General features: G+C 45.3%; 21 protein-coding genes and 1 pseudogene. 19 read left to right on the top strand and 3 right to left on the bottom strand.

Translation table 11 applies throughout. The features are described 5' to 3' along the window. The first annotated feature begins 83 nt into the window (after window positions 1-83). Both DUN60_RS02465 and DUN60_RS02460 read left to right on the top strand, forming a co-directional pair. Window positions 84-1,217, top strand: a complete 1,134-nt coding sequence (locus DUN60_RS02465; protein ID WP_017076832.1) for a flagellar assembly protein FlgT — start codon at window positions 84-86, stop codon at window positions 1,215-1,217. A 139-nt stretch (window positions 1,218-1,356) separates the two neighbouring features. After that, entirely contained in the window at window positions 1,357-1,863 is a 507-nt protein-coding gene (locus DUN60_RS02460) for a hypothetical protein (RefSeq protein ID WP_017084506.1), read from the top strand. 140 nt (window positions 1,864-2,003) lie between these two features. On the opposite strand, the gene DUN60_RS02455 is transcribed toward DUN60_RS02460, so the two are convergent. The 3 genes from DUN60_RS02455 to DUN60_RS02445 are packed head-to-tail and all read right to left on the bottom strand — an operon-like array spanning window position 2,004 to window position 4,763. Beyond that, window positions 2,004-3,245, bottom strand: a complete 1,242-nt coding sequence (locus tag DUN60_RS02455; RefSeq protein ID WP_114633097.1) for an NAD(P)/FAD-dependent oxidoreductase — start codon at window positions 3,243-3,245, stop codon at window positions 2,004-2,006. 25 nt (window positions 3,246-3,270) lie between these two features. After that, a complete protein-coding gene (locus DUN60_RS02450; protein ID WP_054548146.1) occupies window positions 3,271-4,344 on the bottom strand; it encodes a methyltransferase in 1,074 nt (357 codons plus the stop codon). A 29-nt stretch (window positions 4,345-4,373) separates the two neighbouring features. After that, entirely contained in the window at window positions 4,374-4,763 is a 390-nt protein-coding gene (locus tag DUN60_RS02445) for a hypothetical protein (RefSeq protein WP_019824137.1), read from the bottom strand. Window positions 4,764-4,835: 72 nt separating this feature from the next. Between DUN60_RS02445 and DUN60_RS02440 the strand changes: the two genes are divergently transcribed. From DUN60_RS02440 to DUN60_RS02360, 17 genes and pseudogenes are all read left to right on the top strand, one after another. Then, a complete protein-coding gene (locus tag DUN60_RS02440) occupies window positions 4,836-5,615 on the top strand; it encodes a beta-ketoacyl synthase chain length factor (protein WP_208638348.1) in 780 nt (259 codons plus the stop codon). Continuing rightward, a complete protein-coding gene (locus DUN60_RS02435; protein WP_114633095.1) occupies window positions 5,612-6,382 on the top strand; it encodes a lysophospholipid acyltransferase family protein in 771 nt (256 codons plus the stop codon). Before DUN60_RS02440 ends, DUN60_RS02435 begins: the two co-directional genes overlap by 4 nt. Before the next feature lie 104 nt (window positions 6,383-6,486). Continuing rightward, window positions 6,487-6,747 carry a phosphopantetheine-binding protein gene (locus DUN60_RS02430; protein WP_017106334.1) on the top strand — a complete coding sequence of 87 codons (261 nt, stop codon included), beginning with the start codon at window positions 6,487-6,489 and terminating at the stop codon, window positions 6,745-6,747. Between the two features lie 10 nt (window positions 6,748-6,757). After that, a complete protein-coding gene (locus DUN60_RS02425; RefSeq protein WP_004736153.1) occupies window positions 6,758-7,015 on the top strand; it encodes an acyl carrier protein in 258 nt (85 codons plus the stop codon). Then, window positions 7,015-7,572 carry a COG4648 family protein gene (locus DUN60_RS02420; protein ID WP_114633094.1) on the top strand — a complete coding sequence of 186 codons (558 nt, stop codon included), beginning with the start codon at window positions 7,015-7,017 and terminating at the stop codon, window positions 7,570-7,572. The genes DUN60_RS02425 and DUN60_RS02420 overlap by 1 nt, the downstream gene beginning before the upstream one ends. Before the next feature lie 6 nt (window positions 7,573-7,578). After that, window positions 7,579-8,962: pseudogene (locus DUN60_RS02415) on the top strand (AMP-binding protein). 89 nt (window positions 8,963-9,051) lie between these two features. After that, complete coding sequence (locus tag DUN60_RS02410) at window positions 9,052-9,414, top strand: ApeI family dehydratase (protein ID WP_102311799.1); 363 nt, start codon at window positions 9,052-9,054, stop codon at window positions 9,412-9,414. Continuing rightward, on the top strand, window positions 9,407-11,248 hold the full coding sequence (locus DUN60_RS02405) for a glycosyltransferase family 2 protein (RefSeq protein WP_114633093.1): 1,842 nt from the start codon (window positions 9,407-9,409) through the stop codon (window positions 11,246-11,248). The genes DUN60_RS02410 and DUN60_RS02405 overlap by 8 nt, the downstream gene beginning before the upstream one ends. Further along, window positions 11,226-12,773, top strand: coding sequence for an HAL/PAL/TAL family ammonia-lyase (locus DUN60_RS02400; RefSeq protein WP_102494503.1), 1,548 nt, complete (start codon window positions 11,226-11,228; stop codon window positions 12,771-12,773). Before DUN60_RS02405 ends, DUN60_RS02400 begins: the two co-directional genes overlap by 23 nt. A gap of 39 nt (window positions 12,774-12,812) precedes the next feature. Further along, a complete protein-coding gene (locus DUN60_RS02395) occupies window positions 12,813-13,343 on the top strand; it encodes an acyl-CoA thioesterase (RefSeq protein ID WP_017093402.1) in 531 nt (176 codons plus the stop codon). Continuing rightward, complete coding sequence (locus tag DUN60_RS02390) at window positions 13,330-14,028, top strand: LolA family protein (RefSeq protein WP_114633092.1); 699 nt, start codon at window positions 13,330-13,332, stop codon at window positions 14,026-14,028. Before DUN60_RS02395 ends, DUN60_RS02390 begins: the two co-directional genes overlap by 14 nt. Beyond that, the gene (locus DUN60_RS02385) at window positions 14,000-16,372 is read left to right on the top strand and encodes an MMPL family transporter (protein ID WP_114633091.1); all 2,373 of its coding nucleotides are present in this window, start codon (window positions 14,000-14,002) and stop codon (window positions 16,370-16,372) included. Before DUN60_RS02390 ends, DUN60_RS02385 begins: the two co-directional genes overlap by 29 nt. Next, window positions 16,369-16,992, top strand: coding sequence for a DUF3261 domain-containing protein (locus DUN60_RS02380; RefSeq protein WP_054548134.1), 624 nt, complete (start codon window positions 16,369-16,371; stop codon window positions 16,990-16,992). The genes DUN60_RS02385 and DUN60_RS02380 overlap by 4 nt, the downstream gene beginning before the upstream one ends. A gap of 5 nt (window positions 16,993-16,997) precedes the next feature. Then, window positions 16,998-18,182, top strand: coding sequence for a beta-ketoacyl-[acyl-carrier-protein] synthase family protein (locus tag DUN60_RS02375; protein ID WP_114633090.1), 1,185 nt, complete (start codon window positions 16,998-17,000; stop codon window positions 18,180-18,182). Further along, window positions 18,175-18,639 carry a hotdog family protein gene (locus tag DUN60_RS02370; protein WP_017076633.1) on the top strand — a complete coding sequence of 155 codons (465 nt, stop codon included), beginning with the start codon at window positions 18,175-18,177 and terminating at the stop codon, window positions 18,637-18,639. The genes DUN60_RS02375 and DUN60_RS02370 overlap by 8 nt, the downstream gene beginning before the upstream one ends. Next, a complete protein-coding gene (locus DUN60_RS02365) occupies window positions 18,636-19,361 on the top strand; it encodes a 3-ketoacyl-ACP reductase FabG2 (protein ID WP_017076634.1) in 726 nt (241 codons plus the stop codon). Before DUN60_RS02370 ends, DUN60_RS02365 begins: the two co-directional genes overlap by 4 nt. After that, on the top strand, window positions 19,358-20,581 hold the full coding sequence (locus tag DUN60_RS02360) for a beta-ketoacyl-ACP synthase (protein WP_114633089.1): 1,224 nt from the start codon (window positions 19,358-19,360) through the stop codon (window positions 20,579-20,581). The genes DUN60_RS02365 and DUN60_RS02360 overlap by 4 nt, the downstream gene beginning before the upstream one ends. Window positions 20,582-20,585: the final 4 nt, after the last annotated feature.

Here is a 20,585-nt window from a genome sequence, read left to right as displayed (position 1 = left end):
AGATTAAGAAAAACGCACTTAAGTCAGCTTCAAGCTTATAGTTATTTGTTAAGCAATATTTATACCCAACTGGTAACGAATAGATGAAAAAAATAATTTCTTACTTATTTTCAATAAGTTCACTGATAACCATAAGCTTCAGTGCTCATGCCTCTTGGTATGAAGTTACCGGTACAGCAACCATCGTATCGTCAGAGGAAGCCGCAAGAGTCCATGCGCTGGAAGACGCGGTATATAAAGCGATCCAGTTCTCTGGTGCTGACATTGGTAGCATTGCTAACCTAACGCCCTACCTCGACGCGAAGAAGAAAGAGTTTCAATTTACCAATCATGAAGTGCGCTACATCTTGGTAGAAAAAGAGAAGAAACGCAGTGGCAATATAATGATCACTGCAAGGATCGACATCTACCCTTCGGCAAATGCTTGCCATGAGAGCCAATATAAGAAAACATTTTTGGTCGGCAACATTGATGTGACTTCCCCACAACAAGCTGTAATGGGCAGAATCTATAATATTGGTGATGATTTTAGCCATGTCGTTGACCGACAACTGGCCCAAGAATCTCGTAGCTTTGTTTCTGTTGGTACAACCAATTACGATATCGACAAGCGTCGACCGGAAGTGATCAAAATGATCGCACAAGACACGGGAGCACAGTACATTATCGGCGGTGATATCACCGATTTAACTGCGACCATTGAATCCAAGCTTCTAAAAGACGACATTATAAACCGCCAGTTTGCCTTAGAAATGCAAGTCTTCGATGGCAAAACAGGTCATCAGGTTTATAACCGTAGCTATCGTGAAGTGGCAAAATGGCCTTTTGCTAAGACCAGTGAGGTTGATACGCGCAGTGCTCGTTTCTGGGCATCAACCTACGGCAGTATGATGCTTCGCGTCAGCCGCAATATTATGTTGGACTTGGAATCAGAAGTATCATGTAAAATCACGCTTCCAGAGGTGGCTGCAGTATTTGGTAACACTGTGACCATTGATTTAGGTCGAATGCATGGCGTTCAACAAGGTGACAAACTGCAACTGTGGCACACCGGTTCGTTTATCGACCAACGAGGCTTGCCACGTAATAAGGTCTCTCAAAGCGATATCACACTGACCGTTTCTCGCGTTTATGAGAACGAAGCTGAACTCACGATTGATCAACCTAGCCTTGCTGGAAGCATTCAAATTGGTGATGTAATGCAGAAAATCATGTAGTTAGCGACAAGCTCACTTCATAGTTTCTAATAAAGCCTTAGCACTTTTGTTAAGGCTTTATTTTTTTCATGATGATTAGTTTCGGTTTTAACGTATTTGTCGTAACCTTATTAATAACATAATCATCATTTAGCAAACTATGAGCCAGAATAATCTAATTGGTGCGACCGGTTATCGATTTATATCGAAAGGCCAAACCGCTTTTAAAATCCACATCCATACTCCCGAAGATACGGTGTTACATCGTTCTGTCGGTTTTGTTCGTATGGGTGAAGACAAAGCACTAAAGAAAACCATCAAGTTAAGAGATGAGCTTGGCAGAAAGCTCTGGGGAAAGTTTTGGCCAAAAGTCCTTAGAGAGCCCTATCTGATGACGCGTTTACCGCACAGTTTAGAACCTAAAATAGTATTCAAACCAAACCCGACTCAGACAGATCCCGAACATCGAGATGAATGCTACATCGCTAAGTGGCGCGTATTCTCTGAAAGTGGTGAATACAAATACAGAACCAAAGTATGCTCTATACGCAAACACGGTCGACTCGCGGCCTACAGCCAAACCAAACGAGCGCTGCTTGAAGCTCACAAAGATGTGATTGAACTGCTTATCTTTATGGGACGACTGAACAGCATCGACCTGAAGTAGTATCAACTTCAGTAAAGCGAGTAAGCTAAGAATCAGCTTCCCATATTAAGCAGATACAGAAACAGCCGCATTGCGGCTGTTTTTATTTATAGCTATACATCGTGGTGCTTCATCATGTGGCTACACCCTAAATCGACCACCTAGCTTCGGCATATCTCTGCCAGTGTCGTCAATCGACGCTTCGACTCTTTCACATAAGGATTGGTTTGATCCCATGCGTAGCCAGCCAAAATTGAGCACACCATCTGCTTAATCTTCGGATTGGGGTCTTGATAGAAAATCACATCCTGCAAGGTACCTGCGTACCAGCCTTCAACATACGTTCTAAAGGTGTTTACCCCAACCATCAGCGGATCCGCATAATCACGGTCCCAATCAACCTTCTCACCATTAAGCTGTTTTTCCACGCACTCAACCGCAAACTGAGCCGACTTCATCGCAATTGTCACGCCTGATGAAAACACAGGATCAAGGAACTCACCGGCATTGCCCAATAGTGCGTACTTGTCTGTTGCAAGGTGTTTTACGTTGGCAGAATAACCACCAACTTCGCCCGCAGGGTTTGGATACTCTGCATTTGCCAGTATCTCAGCCAAACCCGGCTCTTCTGTTGCCAGTTGCTTAATCGCGGCAATCTTGTCTTCTGGGTATGATTCAAAGAACTTAGGCTCCCCGACTACACCAAACGAAGACACTCCGTTACTAAACGGGATCAACCAATACCAAACGTCAGGATTGGTCGGGTGCACCGAGATCAGAATTTTGTTTCGATCATATTCAAGGTCGGTATCAACCTCTGAAATATGATCGTTAATATGCGTAAAAATAGCTTTACGTGGAGGAAGCGATGATGGCTCTTCCAAATCAAGCATCTTCGGTAGCACGCGACCAAAGCCACTGCCATCCAGCACGTATTGAGCTTCTAGCTGATAGCGCTCTCCATCAAGCACTTGTACGTCTAAAATGGTGCTGTCTTCAGTGAAGTTAATGCCCATCAACTCATGTTGATAGTCAATGGCAACACCTTGCGCCTCGGCAGTGTCTGCTAACACCTTATCAAAGGCGCCTCGTTGAACCTGAAACGTGGTTCCCGGCCCAGCAGAGAACTTATCTTCAAAATTAAACGCGGTGTACACGCCATTTTTACGAAAAGCGGCACCATCTTTAAATTGGAAGTTAGCGTCAGCCACCGCTTCGCTCATGCCAGCTTGTTCAATCACTTCCATGCAAGCCGGTAACAAACTTTCACCAATAGAAAAGCGCGGGAAAAGGCTCTTTTCAATCACTCGTACATCGATGCCTTTTTTGTGAAGCAAAGACGCGGCAATAGACCCTGATGGCCCAGCTCCGATGATCACTACTTGAGTTGACAGTTTTTTCATTAATTTAAGCCATGTTTATTATTTTTTATTGCGCGCCAGCTTTCAATTCAAGAAGCGTATGACCAAGGCCGATATCGTCGGTACGGGTCACCACTTCAAAGCCAGCTTCTTCAACGATCTCTAGGAAATCTTCACTGCGGTAAAAGCGGCTGTTGCCATTGGCCAAGCAAGTGAAGTAAAGAGAGGTCGCGTTTAAGCTATAAGAAGCCGCATCGTATTTCTGTGCATCCCAAAACAGTTCAAGGATATAGACCGTCGCCTCTTCTGACATATGAGAGCGAACACGCTTTAATATGCTCAGAATCTCCATTGGCGAGAAGCAATCAAGGAACTGGCTCATCCACCACACATCGGCACCCGTTGGCAGGGCTTGCTGTTTGTCGAGCATGTTGGCTGGGAATGGAGTCACTCGGTCTCGATGGCCATGTTGTGTCGCGTTTGCCATTGCCATTTCTAGTTGCTGTGGCAAATCAACAATCGTGACCTCAACGTCAGCATCATGGTTGCAGCACTGCATCGCCCACTTACCGGTGTTACCGCCAATATCCACCAGCGATTTAGGTTTCTTACTGAAGACTTTCTCAAGCAAAATAGGGAAAGAACGATCTGAATAGAAGTGATCAAACTTGAACCAGCTCTCTTTTGCTTTTTCTGGCAATTGAGACAAGCCTTGGTAAATAGTTTCCCAGCCACCCAGCTCTTTCAAACCCGCAGGTGTACCTTCTTCAATTGCTTCAGTTAGATGCATCATCGCGGCGTAACAAACATCGGCTGTGAAATCCATGTTTGCGTTGGTCATACCATCGTGCAGAAGGTAAAAACCAAGGTTGGCCATTTTATAGTTAGGTTTGTCCCAAGTAACAATATGAGCACTTAACGCCATATCAAGCAGAACTTTTACGCCGTACTCAGATACGCCCGTTATTTCCGAAAGAGTCTCTGCAGGTAAACCATCATTACCCGCGTCATCTAACGCTTTCAAGATACCTAAATCACGAAGTGTACGAGCAGTGTGAAAAACAATTGGAGCGAAAGACAACTTTTGCGCTTCTGTTTTTGCTTCTAATGCATTGAATGGATCTAATTTATATTCCGACACGAAAAACCTAACTTTAAAATAATAGAGGGTTACTCAGCTGCCATTTGTGCAAGCTTACGTTTAATATCAACGTTTAAGTTATTAACCCAACGGTTGTAATTACGATGTATTTCACCATCGTCATACTTCAAATTCTCTGATTCAACGTAAAGAATAGAGTAAAACTTGTCACTATAAGGAATTTCAACCACCGCATGGTGTGAACGAACATACAGTTCCGCACGGATCAAGCCAGGTTTTATTTCTGAAACCAACCAGCCTCGATTCTCAGCCGACTCATAAATAGCTGATTTCACCTGTTTGCTTTGAAGATTAAGTGCAACTGGAGTATCCTCAACATTCATTACAGGTTGGACACGTCCACACCCTGCAAGAACGAATATGAATAACATTGAAACGGCTATTTTTAGTAATTTCATTTAAATTCCTTATCTGTGTTTATTTATAAGCACGCGTAGTATTTAGTTAGACCCAAAGCAAATCAATACTCTATGTCAAATCAATCCCAATTAATGTCGTTTAATATTGAGAAATGGTCTGCAAATTCTGCGGGGCTCAATTCTGATGCCGAATGGCAAACATGGAGCAAGAATTTAGATTGGCCACAAGATGGCTCAACTGAATTTAAAGCTATCCCGCCGATGATGCGCCGCCGCATGAGCCTGCAAAGTAAGCTTGCCGTCCAAACCGCGTTAACGCTATTAAAAGACACCTCGATTGACTATCTGGTTTTTGCCAGCCGACATGGTGAGCTACACCGAACCGCCACATTGATTCAGTCGATACTCGAAGGTGACGATGCCTCTCCAATGGCGTTCTCGCAGTCGGTACATAATACCGCAGCGGGCCTAACCACCATTGCCGCGAAAGCACCGATTCCACTGACCTCAATCGCTGCGGGGCAAGACACCTTTCATAACGCCCTGATTGAAGCTTACCTTTATCTTCACCAATACCCATCGCATCGTGTACTCGTCATTGATTTCGACCAACCTTTGCCTGAGCTTTACCAAGAATACGAAACACAACACTATGCCGACTATGCTCTGGGTTTAGTGATCACAGCAGGCAATGAATACTCAATTTCGAGAACAGCCACTAGCAGCTCAATAGCTAGTAGCCCCATAGCTAGCGACAGGTCAACGGCTGATTTACCACAAGGCCTGCAAACATTGCAGAACATTCTTCAGAATACACAACGTTGGACAATTGTAGGTAAACACCAAACTTGGTCGTGGATAAATAACGCCAAGACAGGAACACAGCAATGAGCAAGTTAGCGCAATATTGGCGAGTGTTTGCGACAGGATTCTGCTTTACCACCTTTGGGCTGGGAGGCTTAGTATTAAGCTTCTTAATCTTACCTTCTATTGCAATAACGACACCCAATACCAATGAAAGAGAGCTCAAAGTTCAGCGACTGATTCGTTTCTCATTCAATGCTTTTTGCCAAATCATGAAATTCACAGGCGCAATTGATTACAGAATTGATGGCGCCGAACTGCTACGCGAAGATCGCAACTGCATCATCGTTGCCAACCATCCGAGCTTAATCGACTATGTGCTGATCGCCTCTCAACTTCCTCAATGTGATTGCCTCGTCAAAGCGGCCATTTGGGAAAACCCGTTTATGAAGAGGATTGTTAAAGCGGCGGGTTACATACCCAATCAAGCACCTGACGATCTTTTAGAACGTTGTGAAGAACGCTTTTCACGTGGCAATGTCCTGCTGGTTTTTCCAGAAGGCACTCGCACAACGCCGGGAATTGAACCATCCTTACAACGTGGTGCGGCACAAATTGCGACTCGAACACAAACCGATTTACGCGTGATTCATATTACGGTTTCTCCGACATTCTTAACGAAAGAGAAAAAATGGTATCAAGTTCCTGCTACGAAACCCTTTTTTCATATCGCGGTGAAAGGTAAAATAGAAGTCGCACCATTTATTGAGAATGCAAATAACTTAACTTCGGCAGCAAGACGCCTTAATCATCATCTTGCACATACTATTTTCCCTTCCGAAGAAAACATTTAGTAAATCAATAAACAACAGGCGATATCAGCATTTCGAAAATACATCGCATAATGTAGAATCGCCCCCTTAAAGCAGCATTTAGATAAAGCATTAAGTAGGCCAAAGTGGAAACATTACACAACGAACTGAAACAACTGATCATCGACGCATTGAACCTTGAAGACATGAGCATTGATGAAATTGAAACAGAAGCTCCACTATTTGGTGATGGACTGGGACTAGATTCTATTGATGCACTTGAGCTTGGCCTTGCTATCAAGAAAAAGTACAACATTGTTATCGATGCCGATGATTCAAACACTCGACAGCACTTCTCGTCGGTTGAAAATCTAGCGAATTACATCTCTTCTCAAACGAACAACTAGACAGATCTTTATGACACAAGCTAACCAACAAGAAGTATACAACCAGGTTAAAGATGCGCTTATTGAGCTGTTTGAGCTTGATGCTGAAGATATCACGCCTGAAGCACACCTTTATCTCGATCTAGACTTAGACAGCATTGATGCCGTTGATTTGGTCGTTCACTTACAGAACGTCACAGGTAAGAAGATCAAACCTGAAGAGTTCAAAGCAGTACGCACCGTTAATGACGTTGTGGAGTCTGTGGCTGAACTATTGAAGGACGCATAATGCGTCCTCTGCTGACTTTACTGTCGGCAATCATACTTTTCACTTATCCAATAGCGGTTTACTTTGGACTCAACAAGTTTGGCCTACAAACCGTTGGTATCGTCTTAGCCGCTATCTTTGCTGTCCGTATTTTCACCGGCGGTCAGGCTAAAATCAAAGAGCTAAAACACCTAGCTTGGATCAGTGGAAGTGCCGGAATTGTTCTGCTGGCACTAGGATTAACCTTCAAGCAGCATGGCTGGTTAACCTATTATCCCGTCATCGTTAATGTTTGTATGTTGGCTGTATTCGCTTCAAGCCTATGGCAACCTCAAACAATTATCGAGCGTCTTGCTCGTCTCCAAGAGCCTGAACTTCCGCAAAGTGGCGTTGATTACACACGAAAAGTCACCAAAGTTTGGTGCCTGTTCTTTGTTATCAATGGCTCTATCGCTCTTTACACCTGCTTCCAACCTCTTGAAATCTGGACCCTATACAATGGCTTACTCAGCTATTTATTCGCCGGGTTACTTTTTGCAGGAGAGTGGGTAGTAAGACAGCGCATTCGTCAGAGTTAAATTGTTATGACCCAAACCGTCTCTTACACTTCCTTGTCTGAACTTCTCAGCCAGAACAGATCGTCTGATTCTATCGTCTGCTTTGACGACAATAGCGAGATTACGTGGCAAACATTTAACGACGACTTATCTCGACTCGTACACCTTTTATCTTCATCCTCTTTTCAACGAATCGCGATTTGTACCCAAGACAGCTACCTCTTTTCGGTGGCCTTTTTGGCATGTGCTGTCAGCAAAAAACACATCATTTTGCCAGGTAACTATCAACCTTGTGCGCTTGCCGAGCTTAATGAACATTTTGACTGTCTGTTAGTCGATGATGCGATTGGTGCAGTGGAAGTAAGTGAAGTTCGCAATATCCAAACCTTATTAGACACCGAAACACGCGAGCCTCTAACCGATAATCTTCCCACCATTGAGTTAGCAGCAATCCAATTGACCCTATTTACTTCAGGTTCAAGCGGTACACCGAAGGCAATCAATAAAACACTAGAACATCTAGATATAGAAACTGCTCAGCTAGATAAGAACTGGGACAAATTACTCAAGGGTAATCGAGTTCACAGTACGGTTTCACATCAACATATCTATGGTTTGCTGTTTAGAATCTTATGGCCACTCTGTTCTGGTGTTCCATTTGCTCGAAACAACCTTGAGTACCCTGAGCAGATCCTTTCTCACGCTAACAAAAACTGCGTGCTGATCAGCAGCCCAGCTCTACTCAAACGATTAAAGCATGAGACCAATACCACGCAGCTTGCTGGTGTGTTCTCTTCAGGTGGCCCGTTACCCACTGAATCGGCTCATCAATCACAGAATCTGCTTGGTCATTTACCTATCGAGGTTTTTGGCAGCACAGAAACTGGTGGCATCGCATTTCGCCAACAAAAGAGCGCTCAAACGCCTTGGCAACTTTTTGACTGTATTGAGGCAAGTCTCAACAGTGAGAATTGCATTAAGTTATTGTCGCCCTACATCGATAACAATAACTGGTATCAAACCGCAGACGAGTGCGAAATGGTCTCGGAGAATCAGTTTATATTGAAAGGCCGAACCGACCGAGTGATCAAGATAGAAGAAAAGCGAGTATCACTGGTTGAAGTCGAAAAGCGACTTGAGCAACTGCCTTGGATAAGCGAATGTGTCGTCATTCCATTTGAAGAACCGGAGCGCTTAATCTTGGCGTCGGTTTTGGTATTATCAGAGGATGGCCAAGCGACTCTCACCACCATGAGTAAAGGTAAGTTCTGGTTGATGCTGCGTTCAGAACTTAGAAAATGGTTAGAAACCGATCGCTATCCCAAGAAAATATCGCATTGTTGATGAGATTCCACTCAACAGCCAAGGTAAGCGACTAACCTCTCATATCGAACAGCTCGTAAAATCATAGAAACCGCTGATCGTATTTTACACTGAGGTTATCTTTTTATATTTTTGTCAGAACACCCATTTTCAGCCCAAGGATTCTAAGCACACGCTATGGATAAGAGAAAACCAAACGTCATTGCTGTTGACACTGCAGAGAAAGAATCGACCCTGACACTCCATATTACTGGAGACATCACCGATTTTAAGGGGCACTTCAAGAGCTTTCCTATTCTTCCTGGTGTTACACAGATTGATTGGGCACTTCACTACGCAGTCCAAGAACTGAGTGTCCCTGGTTTTTTTAAAGGCATGGAAGTCATCAAATTCCAAGAACCGATCCTGCCAGACTCGACCATACAGTTGTCACTCAAGTGGGACGCTGACAAAGACAAACTTAGCTTTAGTTACACCTCAAACAACGGCGAACAGATTCACTCTTCAGGCAAAATGAAGCTGGGAGAGAAAAGTGAATAGCGCTGAGGCTGTTTCTCAACACGCACTTGAAGAAAGCAACTACAAGGCTTGCTTCCTAATTCCGTGCTTTAACCACGGTGCAACCATGCCAACTGTGGTCTCATCACTTCTTAATTTCAAACTTCCTATCATTATTGTTGATGATGGCAGTGAACTCGCGACCAAACAGTTTCTGACTCCACTTGCCGATAGCCCAAGCGTGACTTTGGTAACACTTGATCACAACCAAGGCAAAGGCGGCGCGGTAAAAGCGGGCATTAAGCGAGCGCAAGAGCTCGGCTTTAGTCATGCCATTCAGATTGATGCTGATGGGCAACATGACCTAGACGCCCTACCCACATTAATCCAAGCTTCACAAACTAAGCCCCGGCACCTTATCTCTGGTCAGCCTGTCTATGACGAGAGCGTGCCTAAGGCAAGGCTCTACGGACGCTACGCGACACATATCTGGGTATGGATAGAAACCCTATCTCTCTCGATTAAAGACAGCATGTGTGGCTTCAGAGCGTATCCAATCGATAAGACGCAAACCGTACTGAATAAATATGATGTCGGTTCGAGAATGGACTTTGATATCGAGATTCTGGTTCGCCTGTATTGGGAAGGCTGCGACATTGACTTCGTTGAAACGCGTGTTATCTACCCAGAAAATGGTATCTCTCATTTCGATGCACTGTGGGACAACGTAAAAATCAGTTGGATGCACACAAGACTGTTCTTCGGCATGCTGCCGAGAGCACCAAAATTGATTGCTCGTCATTTCAAATCAGATTCCGCCGAGAGTTTATCTGCAGCTAAGAGTTTGCCAGCTGAAAATAGCCAAGGTTCCTCGGCAGATTCAAGACAAGTAAATTCCGAACAAATAGGTCCAGAACAACCCCACTGGTCGCGTACTCAAGAACGCGGCACTGTGCTGGGAATCAAACTGTTATTGGCCGTTTATACCTTGTTAGGCCGAGGCGTATTTAATCTGATTTTACGCGGCGTGATGCGTTACTACCACCTAACGGGCAAACGTGCACGAAACGCCTCAGAACAGTACCTATTTCAGCTTAAGGCATACGCTGAACAACAGAATATTGAGTTACCCGCTGAATTAACCAGTTATAACCATTTGCTCTCGTTTGGCCATACCATGCTAGACAAGTTGGCTGCATGGAAAGGGGATTTTTCGGTCGATAACCTGAGCATTCATGGTCAAGAACAATTTGAGAGCATGGTGGCAAATAAGCAAGGTGTGCTAATCCTAGGTTCTCATCTTGGCAACATCGAACTGTGTCGAGCTTTGGGTCGCAGACACTCGAACATCAAAATCAATGCATTGGTTTTTACCGAGCACGCTGAGCGTTTTAATTCGGTGATGAAAGCGGTCAACCCGCAGTCTGATTTAAACCTGATTCAGGTAACTTCAATGGGGCCTGATACTGCTATCTTGTTGCAACAGAAACTGGAACAAGGTGAGTGGATTGTGATTGTTGGCGATAGAACCTCCACCAGCAAAGAGAGCCGTTCAGTATGGGCTGAGTTTTTGGGTAAGGAAGCGCCCTTCCCTCAAGGGCCATTTATGTTAGCCTCTGTTCTCAAAGCGCCAGTATTTCTATTATTTGGGCTACGTGATGACTCACAATCTAAGCCGCATTTTAATGTCTATTTCGAGCATTTTAGCGACAAAATAGAACTACCCAGAAAGACTCGCGAACAATCTTTACAGCAAGTCGTGCAAAAATACGCAAATCGACTTGAGCACTACACACTGAAAGCACCGCTTCAGTGGTACAACTTTTTTAATTTTTGGACATTGAGCAAGCACCATGACGAAAAAGAATCCAAATAGCATCACCTTTGGTGCCGAACGCCTCACGATTGAGGATGTTGTCGCTATCTCACAAGGCGCAAAAGCTTCGATGAACTCAAGTGAAGCCTTCACATCTAAGATCGACCGTGGTGTCGCTTTCTTAGAACGTCTGTTGAAAGAAGAAGGCGTGATCTATGGTGTGACAACCGGTTACGGTGACTCATGTACCGTTGCAATTCCGCCAAACCTAGTTGACGAGCTACCACTGCATTTAACACGTTTTCACGGCTGTGGTTTAGGCGAAATACTGTCTCACGAACAATCTCGTGCAGTATTAGCAACTCGCCTGTGTTCTCTGTCACAAGGTGTCTCTGGTGTGACTCATGATTTGCTCAACCAGATCGTTACTTTGATTAACCAAGACATCTCACCGCGTATTCCTCAAGAAGGATCGGTGGGTGCCAGTGGTGATTTAACGCCGCTGTCTTACTTAGCGGCCGCACTGATTGGTGAGCGCGATGTTATCTACAAAGGCGAAGTTCGCCCTACTAGTGACGTCTACAAAGAGCTAGGAATTAGCCCTATCAAGCTTAAGCCAAAAGAAGGCTTAGCATTAATGAATGGCACGTCAGTAATGACGGCTTTAGCTTGTATCGCCTACAAACGTGCAGAATACCTAGCTCAGCTGTCGACTAAGATCACCGCAATGGTGTCTGTCGGTATGCAAGGCAACGATTTCCATTTCGATGAAGCACTGTTTGCAGTGAAGCCTCATCCGGGTCAACAGCAAGTTGCTGCATGGCTACGTGATGACTTACAAGCAGATCGCCCGCCACGTAACAGTGACCGTCTGCAAGATCGTTACTCATTGCGTTGTGCTCCACACGTTATCGGTGTCGTTCAAGACTCTCTGCCTTGGCTTCGCCAAATGATTGAGAACGAGCTCAACAGCGCTAACGATAACCCAATTATCGATGGCGACAACGAGCGCGTACTGCACGGTGGACACTTCTACGGCGGCCATATTGCCATGGCGATGGATACGTTAAAAACAGCAGTAGCCAACCTTGCGGATCTGCTTGATCGCCAAATGGCACAGTTGATGGATTACAAGTTCAACAACGGACTGCCATTTAACCTAACAGGCGCAGAAGGCGAACGTAAGCCAATCAACCACGGCTTCAAGGCAGTACAGATCGGTGTTTCAGCTTGGACAGCAGAAGCATTGAAACACACCATGCCGGCAAGCGTGTTCTCTCGTTCAACCGAGTGCCACAACCAAGACAAAGTCAGTATGGGCACCATCGCAGCTCGTGATTGTTTACGTGTTCTGGAGCTAACAGAGCAAGTAGCAGCGGCATCACTTCTGGCGGGTACACAAGCACTCGAGCTTCGTAAACGTCACAATGAGCTTGATGAGCACCACATGAGTGAAAACCTAAAGTACATTCGCGACGAAGTGCTTAAAGAGTTTGAATTTATCGTTGAAGACCGACCACTTGAAGGCGATCTACGCCACTTCATTGCTCGTATTCAAAGTCAGCACTGGTCACTTTACTCATAGAGTAGCTAACCCTTTACGCAATATTGTTGAGAGCGATTTATGTCTGAAATCCTTCATCCATTACAATCTGAGGTGACACTTATCACCTCATTCCAAGATGCCGACCCGATGGGCGTGATCTATCACGGTAATTACTTCCGATTTTTTGAAGAAGTAAGGCGTATCATGATGGATAAGATTGAGTACAACTACCATGAGATGAAGGATTCGGGCTACATGTGGCCGATCATCGACACGCGTGTAAAGTACATTAAGGCGATACCGTTCAATCATCAGATCAAGGTATCGGCTAAGTTGACTGAATGGGAAAACCGCCTGCGTGTTGACTACGAAATTCACGATGCCAACACAGGTGCTCGCATGACACGCGCCCACACAATGCAGGTTGCGGTGACCATTGAAGAACAAGAGATGTGCTTCGCTTCACCGAAAGTGTTTACAGATAAAGTCGAGCATTGGCATCAATTTGGCTGCTTACCCCAATCAACTGAACAGCAACCAAGCGACCAACAATCAGACCAACCTCAAGTATCTAACACACAGCAGCAGGTGAAACATGAGTCTGTTTAAACGCAGTCGCAAACACATCAGCATCGCACTACTAGGGCTTGCCTCAATGACGGCGAGTAGTTTTGTTATTGCTAATGAAAGTACAGCTACGGTTGGTTCTATTTCAGATCTGCAAACAGTATTAAGCGCAAACAACATAGTGCGTGGTGAGTTCACCCAAACGCGCAACATGGAAATGTTCGCCCAGCCTTTGACGTCACAAGGTACTTTCCTGTTAGACAAGTCGAATGGTTTGCTTTGGACGCAAACTACCCCCTTTCCTGTGAGCTTGGTGTTAACCGATAACAAGCTGAGCCAAAGGTTTGCCGATCAACCCGCTAAAATCATTACCGACAAAGAAAACCCAATGGCGTTTTATTTCAGCCATATATTCTTATCGGTGTTCCACGGGGATACGCAAAAACTCCAAGAACAATTCTCACTCGACTTTGAGCCTGCAACCACTACAAACACTGATCAAAGTGCAAACGCAAGTTCACAAGACACACGATGGACACTCACTCTAAAGCCGAAAAGTGCGCCGATGAACGCGGTGTTTGAAGCCATTACGCTGCAAGGTAAAAATGATATTGAACGTATTGAGTTGAGAGAGATTCGTGGAGACAGCACGGTGATCGAATTTAGCCAATTAAGCCATCTACCGGAAGTATTATCAGATGCTGAAGCGCAACAATTCCAACTCTAGTCTGGCCCTTGTTTGGCTTGTTATCGTAGTACTATTTAGCGGATTGTTAATAAAACAATTCGCTTTTTCTTCGTCGGTACCGATTGAAAGCAACATTCTAAAGTTACTACCAGAAAACCAGCAAGACCCAATGGTAGAGCAAGCCTTCCAGCAGATATCCAGCTCGATGAGCGAGCAAGTAGTGTTTATCATCAGCGCCCCCGACATCGACCAAGCCATGATTGCGACCGACGCTTTTGAAAAAGCTCTCAACCAAAGAGCTTTTTCAAGTCAGCCAACTCTGTTTAAGCAAGTTCAAGGCAAAATCAACGCCAGCACCCAAAGCCAGTGGAGCGATTTCTACTTTCGTCACCGAGCTCAACTGCTGACCCAACAACAAAAAGAGACACTGACACACTCGCCGGATTCGCGAGCTCAATATGTCATCCAGTCTCTGTACAATCCATTCTCAGGCGTCACTGCAGCCGAACTGTCGATGGATCCATTTCTGCTATTTCGCGACTACATCAGTACTGTTGGCGTTCAATCAAGTAACTTTGTTCTGAAAGAAGGGTACCTCACCGCTCAATCTAATGACCAAACTCATATTTTGGTCACGGCTACGCTGGCTGGCTCACCTTATAGCTTGGCGATTCAAGAACAACTTCCTGATCTTGATTCAATTGAGCTCGAGGTCGAAAAACAGTTTAACGTCAAAGTTCAGCATACTGGCGTGGTTTTCTACGCTAATTACGGCACTCAAAGTGCAAAATCTGAGATCAGCACCATTGGTTTAGGATCGTTAGCTGGCGTTATTTTGTTGGTGTGGCTGACATTTCGTAGCGCCCTACCACTTGCTTTATCACTACTTTCAATCAGTACTGGATTACTGGTTGCACTCGCGAGCACCGTCGCTATCTTCGGCAAAATTCACTTATTCAGCTTAGTGTTCGGTGCCAGTTTGATCGGCGTATCAATCGATTACTCTTTTCACTTCCTTACCGATCGCTTAGCGGCAGGAAGTAAATGGCAAAGTAAAAAAGGGTTGCAACATATCCTTATTGCGATCAGCTTGGGGCTTATTACTAGCTTGATAGGCTACCTAGGCTTACTTGTTGCACCTTTCCCAGGCTTACAACAACTTGCTTTGTTCTCGTCAATTGGACTCATTGCAGCTTACGCCAGTGTAGTGTGTTGGTATCCCGTTTTAGCGGCGAAACCAAGTCAGGAACGTCCACTCCCCCTAGTGAAGCTTTGGCATAGTTGGTTGAGTGTATGGAGCAAGCCAAAATTCAGAATAGGCTTACCGTTAACGGTGACTGTCGTTAGCCTAATGTCACTCAGTCAAATTCGTTACGACGACGATATACGCCAACTTCAGGCAATGCCAGAGCAACTCAAACAGCAAGAGCAAGCCATCACTGAGATTTCAGGATTAGGCAATGGTCAAAATATGCTGTTGGTAACTGCGAAAAGTAATCAAGCATTACTGAAAAAATTGGCATTGATCACCTCTGAATTAGATTCATTGATCGAGAAGCGAGGCATCTCAGGATATCGCAGCGTCAATCAACACCTGCCAAGTGAGCATGAGCAAAATGAAAACTATCGGCTGGTGAAACAGCTCTACGCTAATCAGAGCTCAACATTACAAACCACATTAGGTTGGTCGAGTTTCCCTGAGCTTCCTAACTATGAACCAATAACAGTTGATGGTTTTTTAGCATCACCAGTATCCGAACCCATTCGTCCTCTTTGGTTGAGGCCGATAGATGGACAAGCTGCGTCTGTTATTTTAATCAAAGATGTCACTGACTCAGAGCTGTTCTCTCAATGGCTTGGTTCAGATTTTGCTCAGCAACAAGATGTTAAGTTCCTCAATAAGGCCGATGAAATCTCGTCGCTTTTTGCTGAATACAGAGTCAAGATCACCGAACTATTATTAATAGCATTGGCAGCCATTGGAATGGTTTTAGGCTGGCGCTATGGCGTAAAACAGAGCCTGTTGATGCTGTTGCCGTCTTTGATTGCGGGAATCGCAGGGCTAGCGATCACCGGCGTTTTGGGTTCGACCTTAAACCTATTTAACTTATTGGGTCTGATTCTGATTCTAGGGATTGGCATCGACTACACCCTTTTCTTTGCTGAGCAGAAGAAATCACTGAGCACCTTGTTAGCCATTACCTTGTCTGGCCTCACGACGCTGCTTTCATTTGGTTTACTGTCACTAAGTCAGACTCATGCCATTCATAGCTTCGGTGTTACCGTCTTAACGGGTATTTTTGTGGCGTGGTTGCTTTCTCCACTCGCAATCAATACAGAGAAAGCCGCAAGAAAACCAAAACCTCATGAGGCTTTTAGATGAAAAATACAATACGGATAGCGCTGGGCGTTGTATTGGGTTTACTACTCAGTGCCTGTTCAATGGTTTCTCAGCAGCCGACTGGCGCAAGTGTGTCTATCGATAATGACACCGAATTAGCCTTACCTTTGCCTTCTGAGCTTGGATACTCATTTACGGCGAGCCAGTTGATTAACGCGACCTGGCAAAACGAGACTCAACAACTTCCTGTCCAAGTTGAAGTGACACCAGATAAAGTGGTGTTAGCGGGTTTTTCATCTTGGGGTACTCGAATTTTGTCACTGCAGTACCAAAACCAAGTGATTGATACACAGGTTTTATCTGGCCTTGGGGCGACCCTGCCGCAACCCGAACAGGTGCTATTTAATTTAATGCTGACCCTATGGCCAGTTGAAGCGTGGACTCAACCTTTAGAAAGTATCGGCTGGCACTTGGTCGACACAGAAAACAGCCGCACAGTGTTTGACGATAACCAACAGGCAATCATTCGAATTGATTACCAAGCGGATTCCGGAGCTGACAAAACTAGCGGCGACATTGTTTTCACGCATTTGACCCAAGGCTATACCATCACTATACAAACGTTGAACTCAACGATTATCGACAACCCAAGTAAGAGCTGAACACTATGCCTATTTACATCCAAGACTGTGGTTTCCACTCGGCGCTAGGCTCAAGTGTTGTTGAAATTCACGACTGCCTTAAAAATGAGCACAGATCGAATATGGTTGAAGTGGACGATATGCTGAATGACGGCAAGTCGACTGTTGTTGGTAAGGTAGCGGGCGATCTGCCTGAAATCCCTCAGCACCTTGCCGAATACGCTACTCGTAATAACCAGCTCGCGTTATCGGCCCTAAACCAAATCAAAGATTCTATCGAGCAAGCAAAATTACAATTTGGCTCGGATAAAGTTGCTGTTGTTATAGGCACTAGCACCTCAGGTATTTCTGATGGTGAAGCGGCTTTCAAACATAAATTGACACACGATGAGTTTCCTGAGCATTACCATTACTCGAAACAAGAGCTTGGCAATACTTCTGAGTTCGTCAGCCAATACTGCGCGATAACGGGGCCAAGTTATGCAATCTCGACGGCTTGCTCATCAAGTGGCCGTGTATTTCTCACCGCCGAGCGACTGTTAGACTCCGGCATGGCCGATGCTGTTTTGGTTGGAGGTGTCGATACCTTATGTAAACTTACGCTCAATGGCTTCCATGGCCTTGAAGCGCTTTCAACGACACATTGTCAGCCTTTTAGTACTTCTAGAAATGGTATTAATATCGGAGAAGCTGCCGCATTTATGCTGCTTAGCAAAATAAAACCATTGAACAACTTACCCAACATTGCTCTGTTAGGTTGTGGTGATAGTTCTGACGCGCACCATATATCAGCGCCTCACCCTGAAGGAAATGGCGCAGAAGAAGCCATGAGAAAGGCACTGAACGCTGCACAGCTAACAGCAGAGGACATCGGCTATATCAATGCCCATGGCACCGCTACGCCTCTCAATGACTCAATGGAAAGCAAAGCCATTCATCGTATTTTTGCAAACAAGGTTCCCGTCAGTTCCACCAAGCCGCTCACCGGGCATACTCTTGGAGCCGCGAGTGCGATAGAAGCAGCAATAGCATGGCATATTTTAAAATATGACTTACCGCTTCCCTTACAAAAATGTCAGGATAAAGCTGAGGATATTGAGATTGATTTGGTAAACTGTGCCCAGAAACTTAAAGTAAAGAACATCTTAAGCAACTCTTTTGCTTTTGGTGGCAACAACATTAGCCTGATTTTTGGTGTAGTAAATGACTGATATCCCTTCTGTAGACCAACTCCTCCCACATGATGACCCGATGATATTAATCGATCGTGCTATCAGCGTAGAGGCGTTATCGATTCACTGCCAAGTGGATATTGGAGCACATAACCTGTTCTTTAACGCAGACACTCAAACCGTACCCGCTTATGTTGGTATCGAGTTTATGGCGCAGTCGGTTGCCGCTTGGTCTGGATACCACGCGATAAAAAACGGCACCACTCCACCCATCGGCTTCTTACTGGGTTCTCGTCGTTACAAATCACTTTGTGACCAATTTTCTCAAGGACAAACCCTTGATATCTACGCCGAGCAACTGATGGAAGACAGTGGCATGGCCGTGTTTACCGCCAGAGTCGAAGACCAAGGCGAATTGGTGGCTCAATGCCAACTTAATGTCTATGTGCCAACTGAACAAAAATTACAAGAAATGAAAACTAGGAGCCCATCATGACCCGTCAAGTTTTAGTCACTGGTGCCAGTAAAGGCATTGGTAAAGCGATCGCTATTCAACTCGCAAAAGACGGATTTGAAATCGCCGTTCATTACATGGGTGACAAGCAAGGTGCCGAAGATACCTTAAAGTCGATCACTGAATTGGGTGGCGCAGGACGTCTGATCCAATTCGATATCAGCAATCGCAGTGAATGCCGTGAAACGCTTGAATCAGATATAGCTGAACATGGCGCTTACTATGGTGTAGTAAATAACGCGGGCATTACTCGTGATACGGCCTTCCCTGCCATGACGGAAGAAGAGTGGGATGGCGTGATCCATACCAATCTCGACAGCTTCTACAACGTACTTCACCCGTGCGTAATGCCTATGGTTCAAAAGCGTAAAGGCGGTCGCATCGTCACTCTGGCGTCTGTATCAGGCATCATGGGCAACCGTGGCCAAACTAACTATGCCGCAGCAAAAGCGGGCGTAATTGGCGCAACTAAGTCTCTTGCTCTTGAGCTCGCAAAACGCAAGATCACGGTAAACTGTGTTGCTCCAGGATTAATCGATACCGGTATGGTTGATGAGCACGTGAAAGAGCACGCTCTACCTCAAGTTCCACTGCGCCGCATGGGCGAGCCAGAAGAAGTGGCTGGCCTAGTCAGCTACCTAATGTCTGATATTGCAGGCTACGTCACTCGCCAAGTAATTTCAGTCAATGGAGGCTTAGTATGACCCACCGCGTTGTTGTAACTGGCATGTCTGGTGTTACTGCCTTTGGTAATGATTGGCAGCACATCGAGCCAAAACTGAAAGCGTGTGAAAATGCCACTCAATATATGCCAAGTTTTGAGCAATACGATGGCCTCAACACTAAGCTAGCTGCGCCTATTGATGACTTCCAGTTACCAAAACACTACAAACGTAAACAGGTTCGAGGCATGGGTCGGGTTTCTCGCTTAGCCACTGTCGCGACTGAAGATGCTTTAACACAAGCCGGGTTGATTGGACATGATGTTCTAACTAACGGAGAAACGGGCATTGCCTACGGGTCTTCAACCGGCAGTACTGATGCCGTAGGTGCGTTTGGTGTGATGCTTAACGAGAAATCGACACGAGCAATCACAGCAACTACCTATGTTCAAATGATGCCACACACTGCTGCGGTCAACGTTGGACTGTTCTTTGGCTTGCGCGGACGCGTGATTCCCACCAGCAGTGCCTGTACTTCAGGAAGCCAAGCGATTGGTTACGCTTATGAAGCGATCAAACATGGCTACCAAACCGTGATGGTTGCCGGTGGTGGTGAAGAACTATGCCCAACTGAGTCTGCCGTTTTCGATACCCTTTTTGCTACCAGTTTAAAAAACGACACACCAGAAAAATCCCCTAGCCCTTACGACAGTGAGCGCGATGGTCTAGTCATCGGTGAAGGCGCTGGTACGCTTGTGCTCGAAGAGTATGAACATGCCGTCGCTCGCGGCGCAAAGATCTACGCTGAGATTGTCGGCTTTGCCAGCAATTGCGATGCAGCTCATGTGACCCAACCTCAAATGGAAACCATGCAAGTTTGTATGGAGAAAGCACTCAAAGACGCGCAGCTTCCGGCTGAAAATATCGGTTATGTCTCTGCTCACGGTACCGCAACTGAAAAAGGCGATATTGCAGAAAGTAATGCTACAGCGAACATTTTCGGAGAAGTGCCAATCAGTTCATTGAAAAGCTACTTTGGTCATACGCTTGGTGCGTGTGGTGCAATTGAGGCTTGGTTAAGCCTAGAGATGATGCATTCAGGCTGGTTCAGTCCAACATTGAACCTTGAAAACATTGACGAACGCTGCGGTAAACTTGATTACATCACGGGCTCAGGCCGCGAACTGGATGTTGAATACCTAATGAGCAACAACTTTGCCTTTGGCGGGATCAACACTTCCATCATCTTCAAAAAAATCTAGGATA

The organism is Vibrio splendidus (assembly GCF_003345295.1).
In the GTDB taxonomy this organism is placed as follows: Bacteria; Pseudomonadota; Gammaproteobacteria; order Enterobacterales; family Vibrionaceae; genus Vibrio; species Vibrio splendidus_K.
The sequence above is the reverse complement of the archived record's forward strand: the minus strand, read 5'-3'. Positions and strand labels throughout refer to the sequence as shown.

What these genes read in the sequence shown, in the direction of transcription:
- DUN60_RS02370 (WP_017076633.1), top strand. Translation starts at nt 18,175, where the DNA reads ATGACTGATATCCCTTCTGTAGACCAACTCCTCCCACATGATGACCCG.
- DUN60_RS02365 (WP_017076634.1), top strand. Translation starts at nt 18,636, where the DNA reads ATGACCCGTCAAGTTTTAGTCACTGGTGCCAGTAAAGGCATTGGTAAA.
- DUN60_RS02360 (WP_114633089.1), top strand. Translation starts at nt 19,358, where the DNA reads ATGACCCACCGCGTTGTTGTAACTGGCATGTCTGGTGTTACTGCCTTT.
- DUN60_RS02425 (WP_004736153.1), top strand. Translation starts at nt 6,758, where the DNA reads ATGACACAAGCTAACCAACAAGAAGTATACAACCAGGTTAAAGATGCG.
- DUN60_RS02380 (WP_054548134.1), top strand. Translation starts at nt 16,369, where the DNA reads ATGAAAAATACAATACGGATAGCGCTGGGCGTTGTATTGGGTTTACTA.
- DUN60_RS02440 (WP_208638348.1), top strand. Translation starts at nt 4,836, where the DNA reads ATGTCAAATCAATCCCAATTAATGTCGTTTAATATTGAGAAATGGTCT.
- DUN60_RS02455 (WP_114633097.1), bottom strand. Translation starts at nt 3,245, where the DNA reads ATGAAAAAACTGTCAACTCAAGTAGTGATCATCGGAGCTGGGCCATCA.
- DUN60_RS02395 (WP_017093402.1), top strand. Translation starts at nt 12,813, where the DNA reads ATGTCTGAAATCCTTCATCCATTACAATCTGAGGTGACACTTATCACC.
- DUN60_RS02410 (WP_102311799.1), top strand. Translation starts at nt 9,052, where the DNA reads ATGGATAAGAGAAAACCAAACGTCATTGCTGTTGACACTGCAGAGAAA.
- DUN60_RS02390 (WP_114633092.1), top strand. Translation starts at nt 13,330, where the DNA reads ATGAGTCTGTTTAAACGCAGTCGCAAACACATCAGCATCGCACTACTA.
- DUN60_RS02465 (WP_017076832.1), top strand. Translation starts at nt 84, where the DNA reads ATGAAAAAAATAATTTCTTACTTATTTTCAATAAGTTCACTGATAACC.
- DUN60_RS02435 (WP_114633095.1), top strand. Translation starts at nt 5,612, where the DNA reads ATGAGCAAGTTAGCGCAATATTGGCGAGTGTTTGCGACAGGATTCTGC.
- DUN60_RS02385 (WP_114633091.1), top strand. Translation starts at nt 14,000, where the DNA reads ATGCTGAAGCGCAACAATTCCAACTCTAGTCTGGCCCTTGTTTGGCTT.
- DUN60_RS02445 (WP_019824137.1), bottom strand. Translation starts at nt 4,763, where the DNA reads ATGAAATTACTAAAAATAGCCGTTTCAATGTTATTCATATTCGTTCTT.
- DUN60_RS02400 (WP_102494503.1), top strand. Translation starts at nt 11,226, where the DNA reads ATGACGAAAAAGAATCCAAATAGCATCACCTTTGGTGCCGAACGCCTC.
- DUN60_RS02375 (WP_114633090.1), top strand. Translation starts at nt 16,998, where the DNA reads ATGCCTATTTACATCCAAGACTGTGGTTTCCACTCGGCGCTAGGCTCA.
- DUN60_RS02460 (WP_017084506.1), top strand. Translation starts at nt 1,357, where the DNA reads ATGAGCCAGAATAATCTAATTGGTGCGACCGGTTATCGATTTATATCG.
- DUN60_RS02420 (WP_114633094.1), top strand. Translation starts at nt 7,015, where the DNA reads ATGCGTCCTCTGCTGACTTTACTGTCGGCAATCATACTTTTCACTTAT.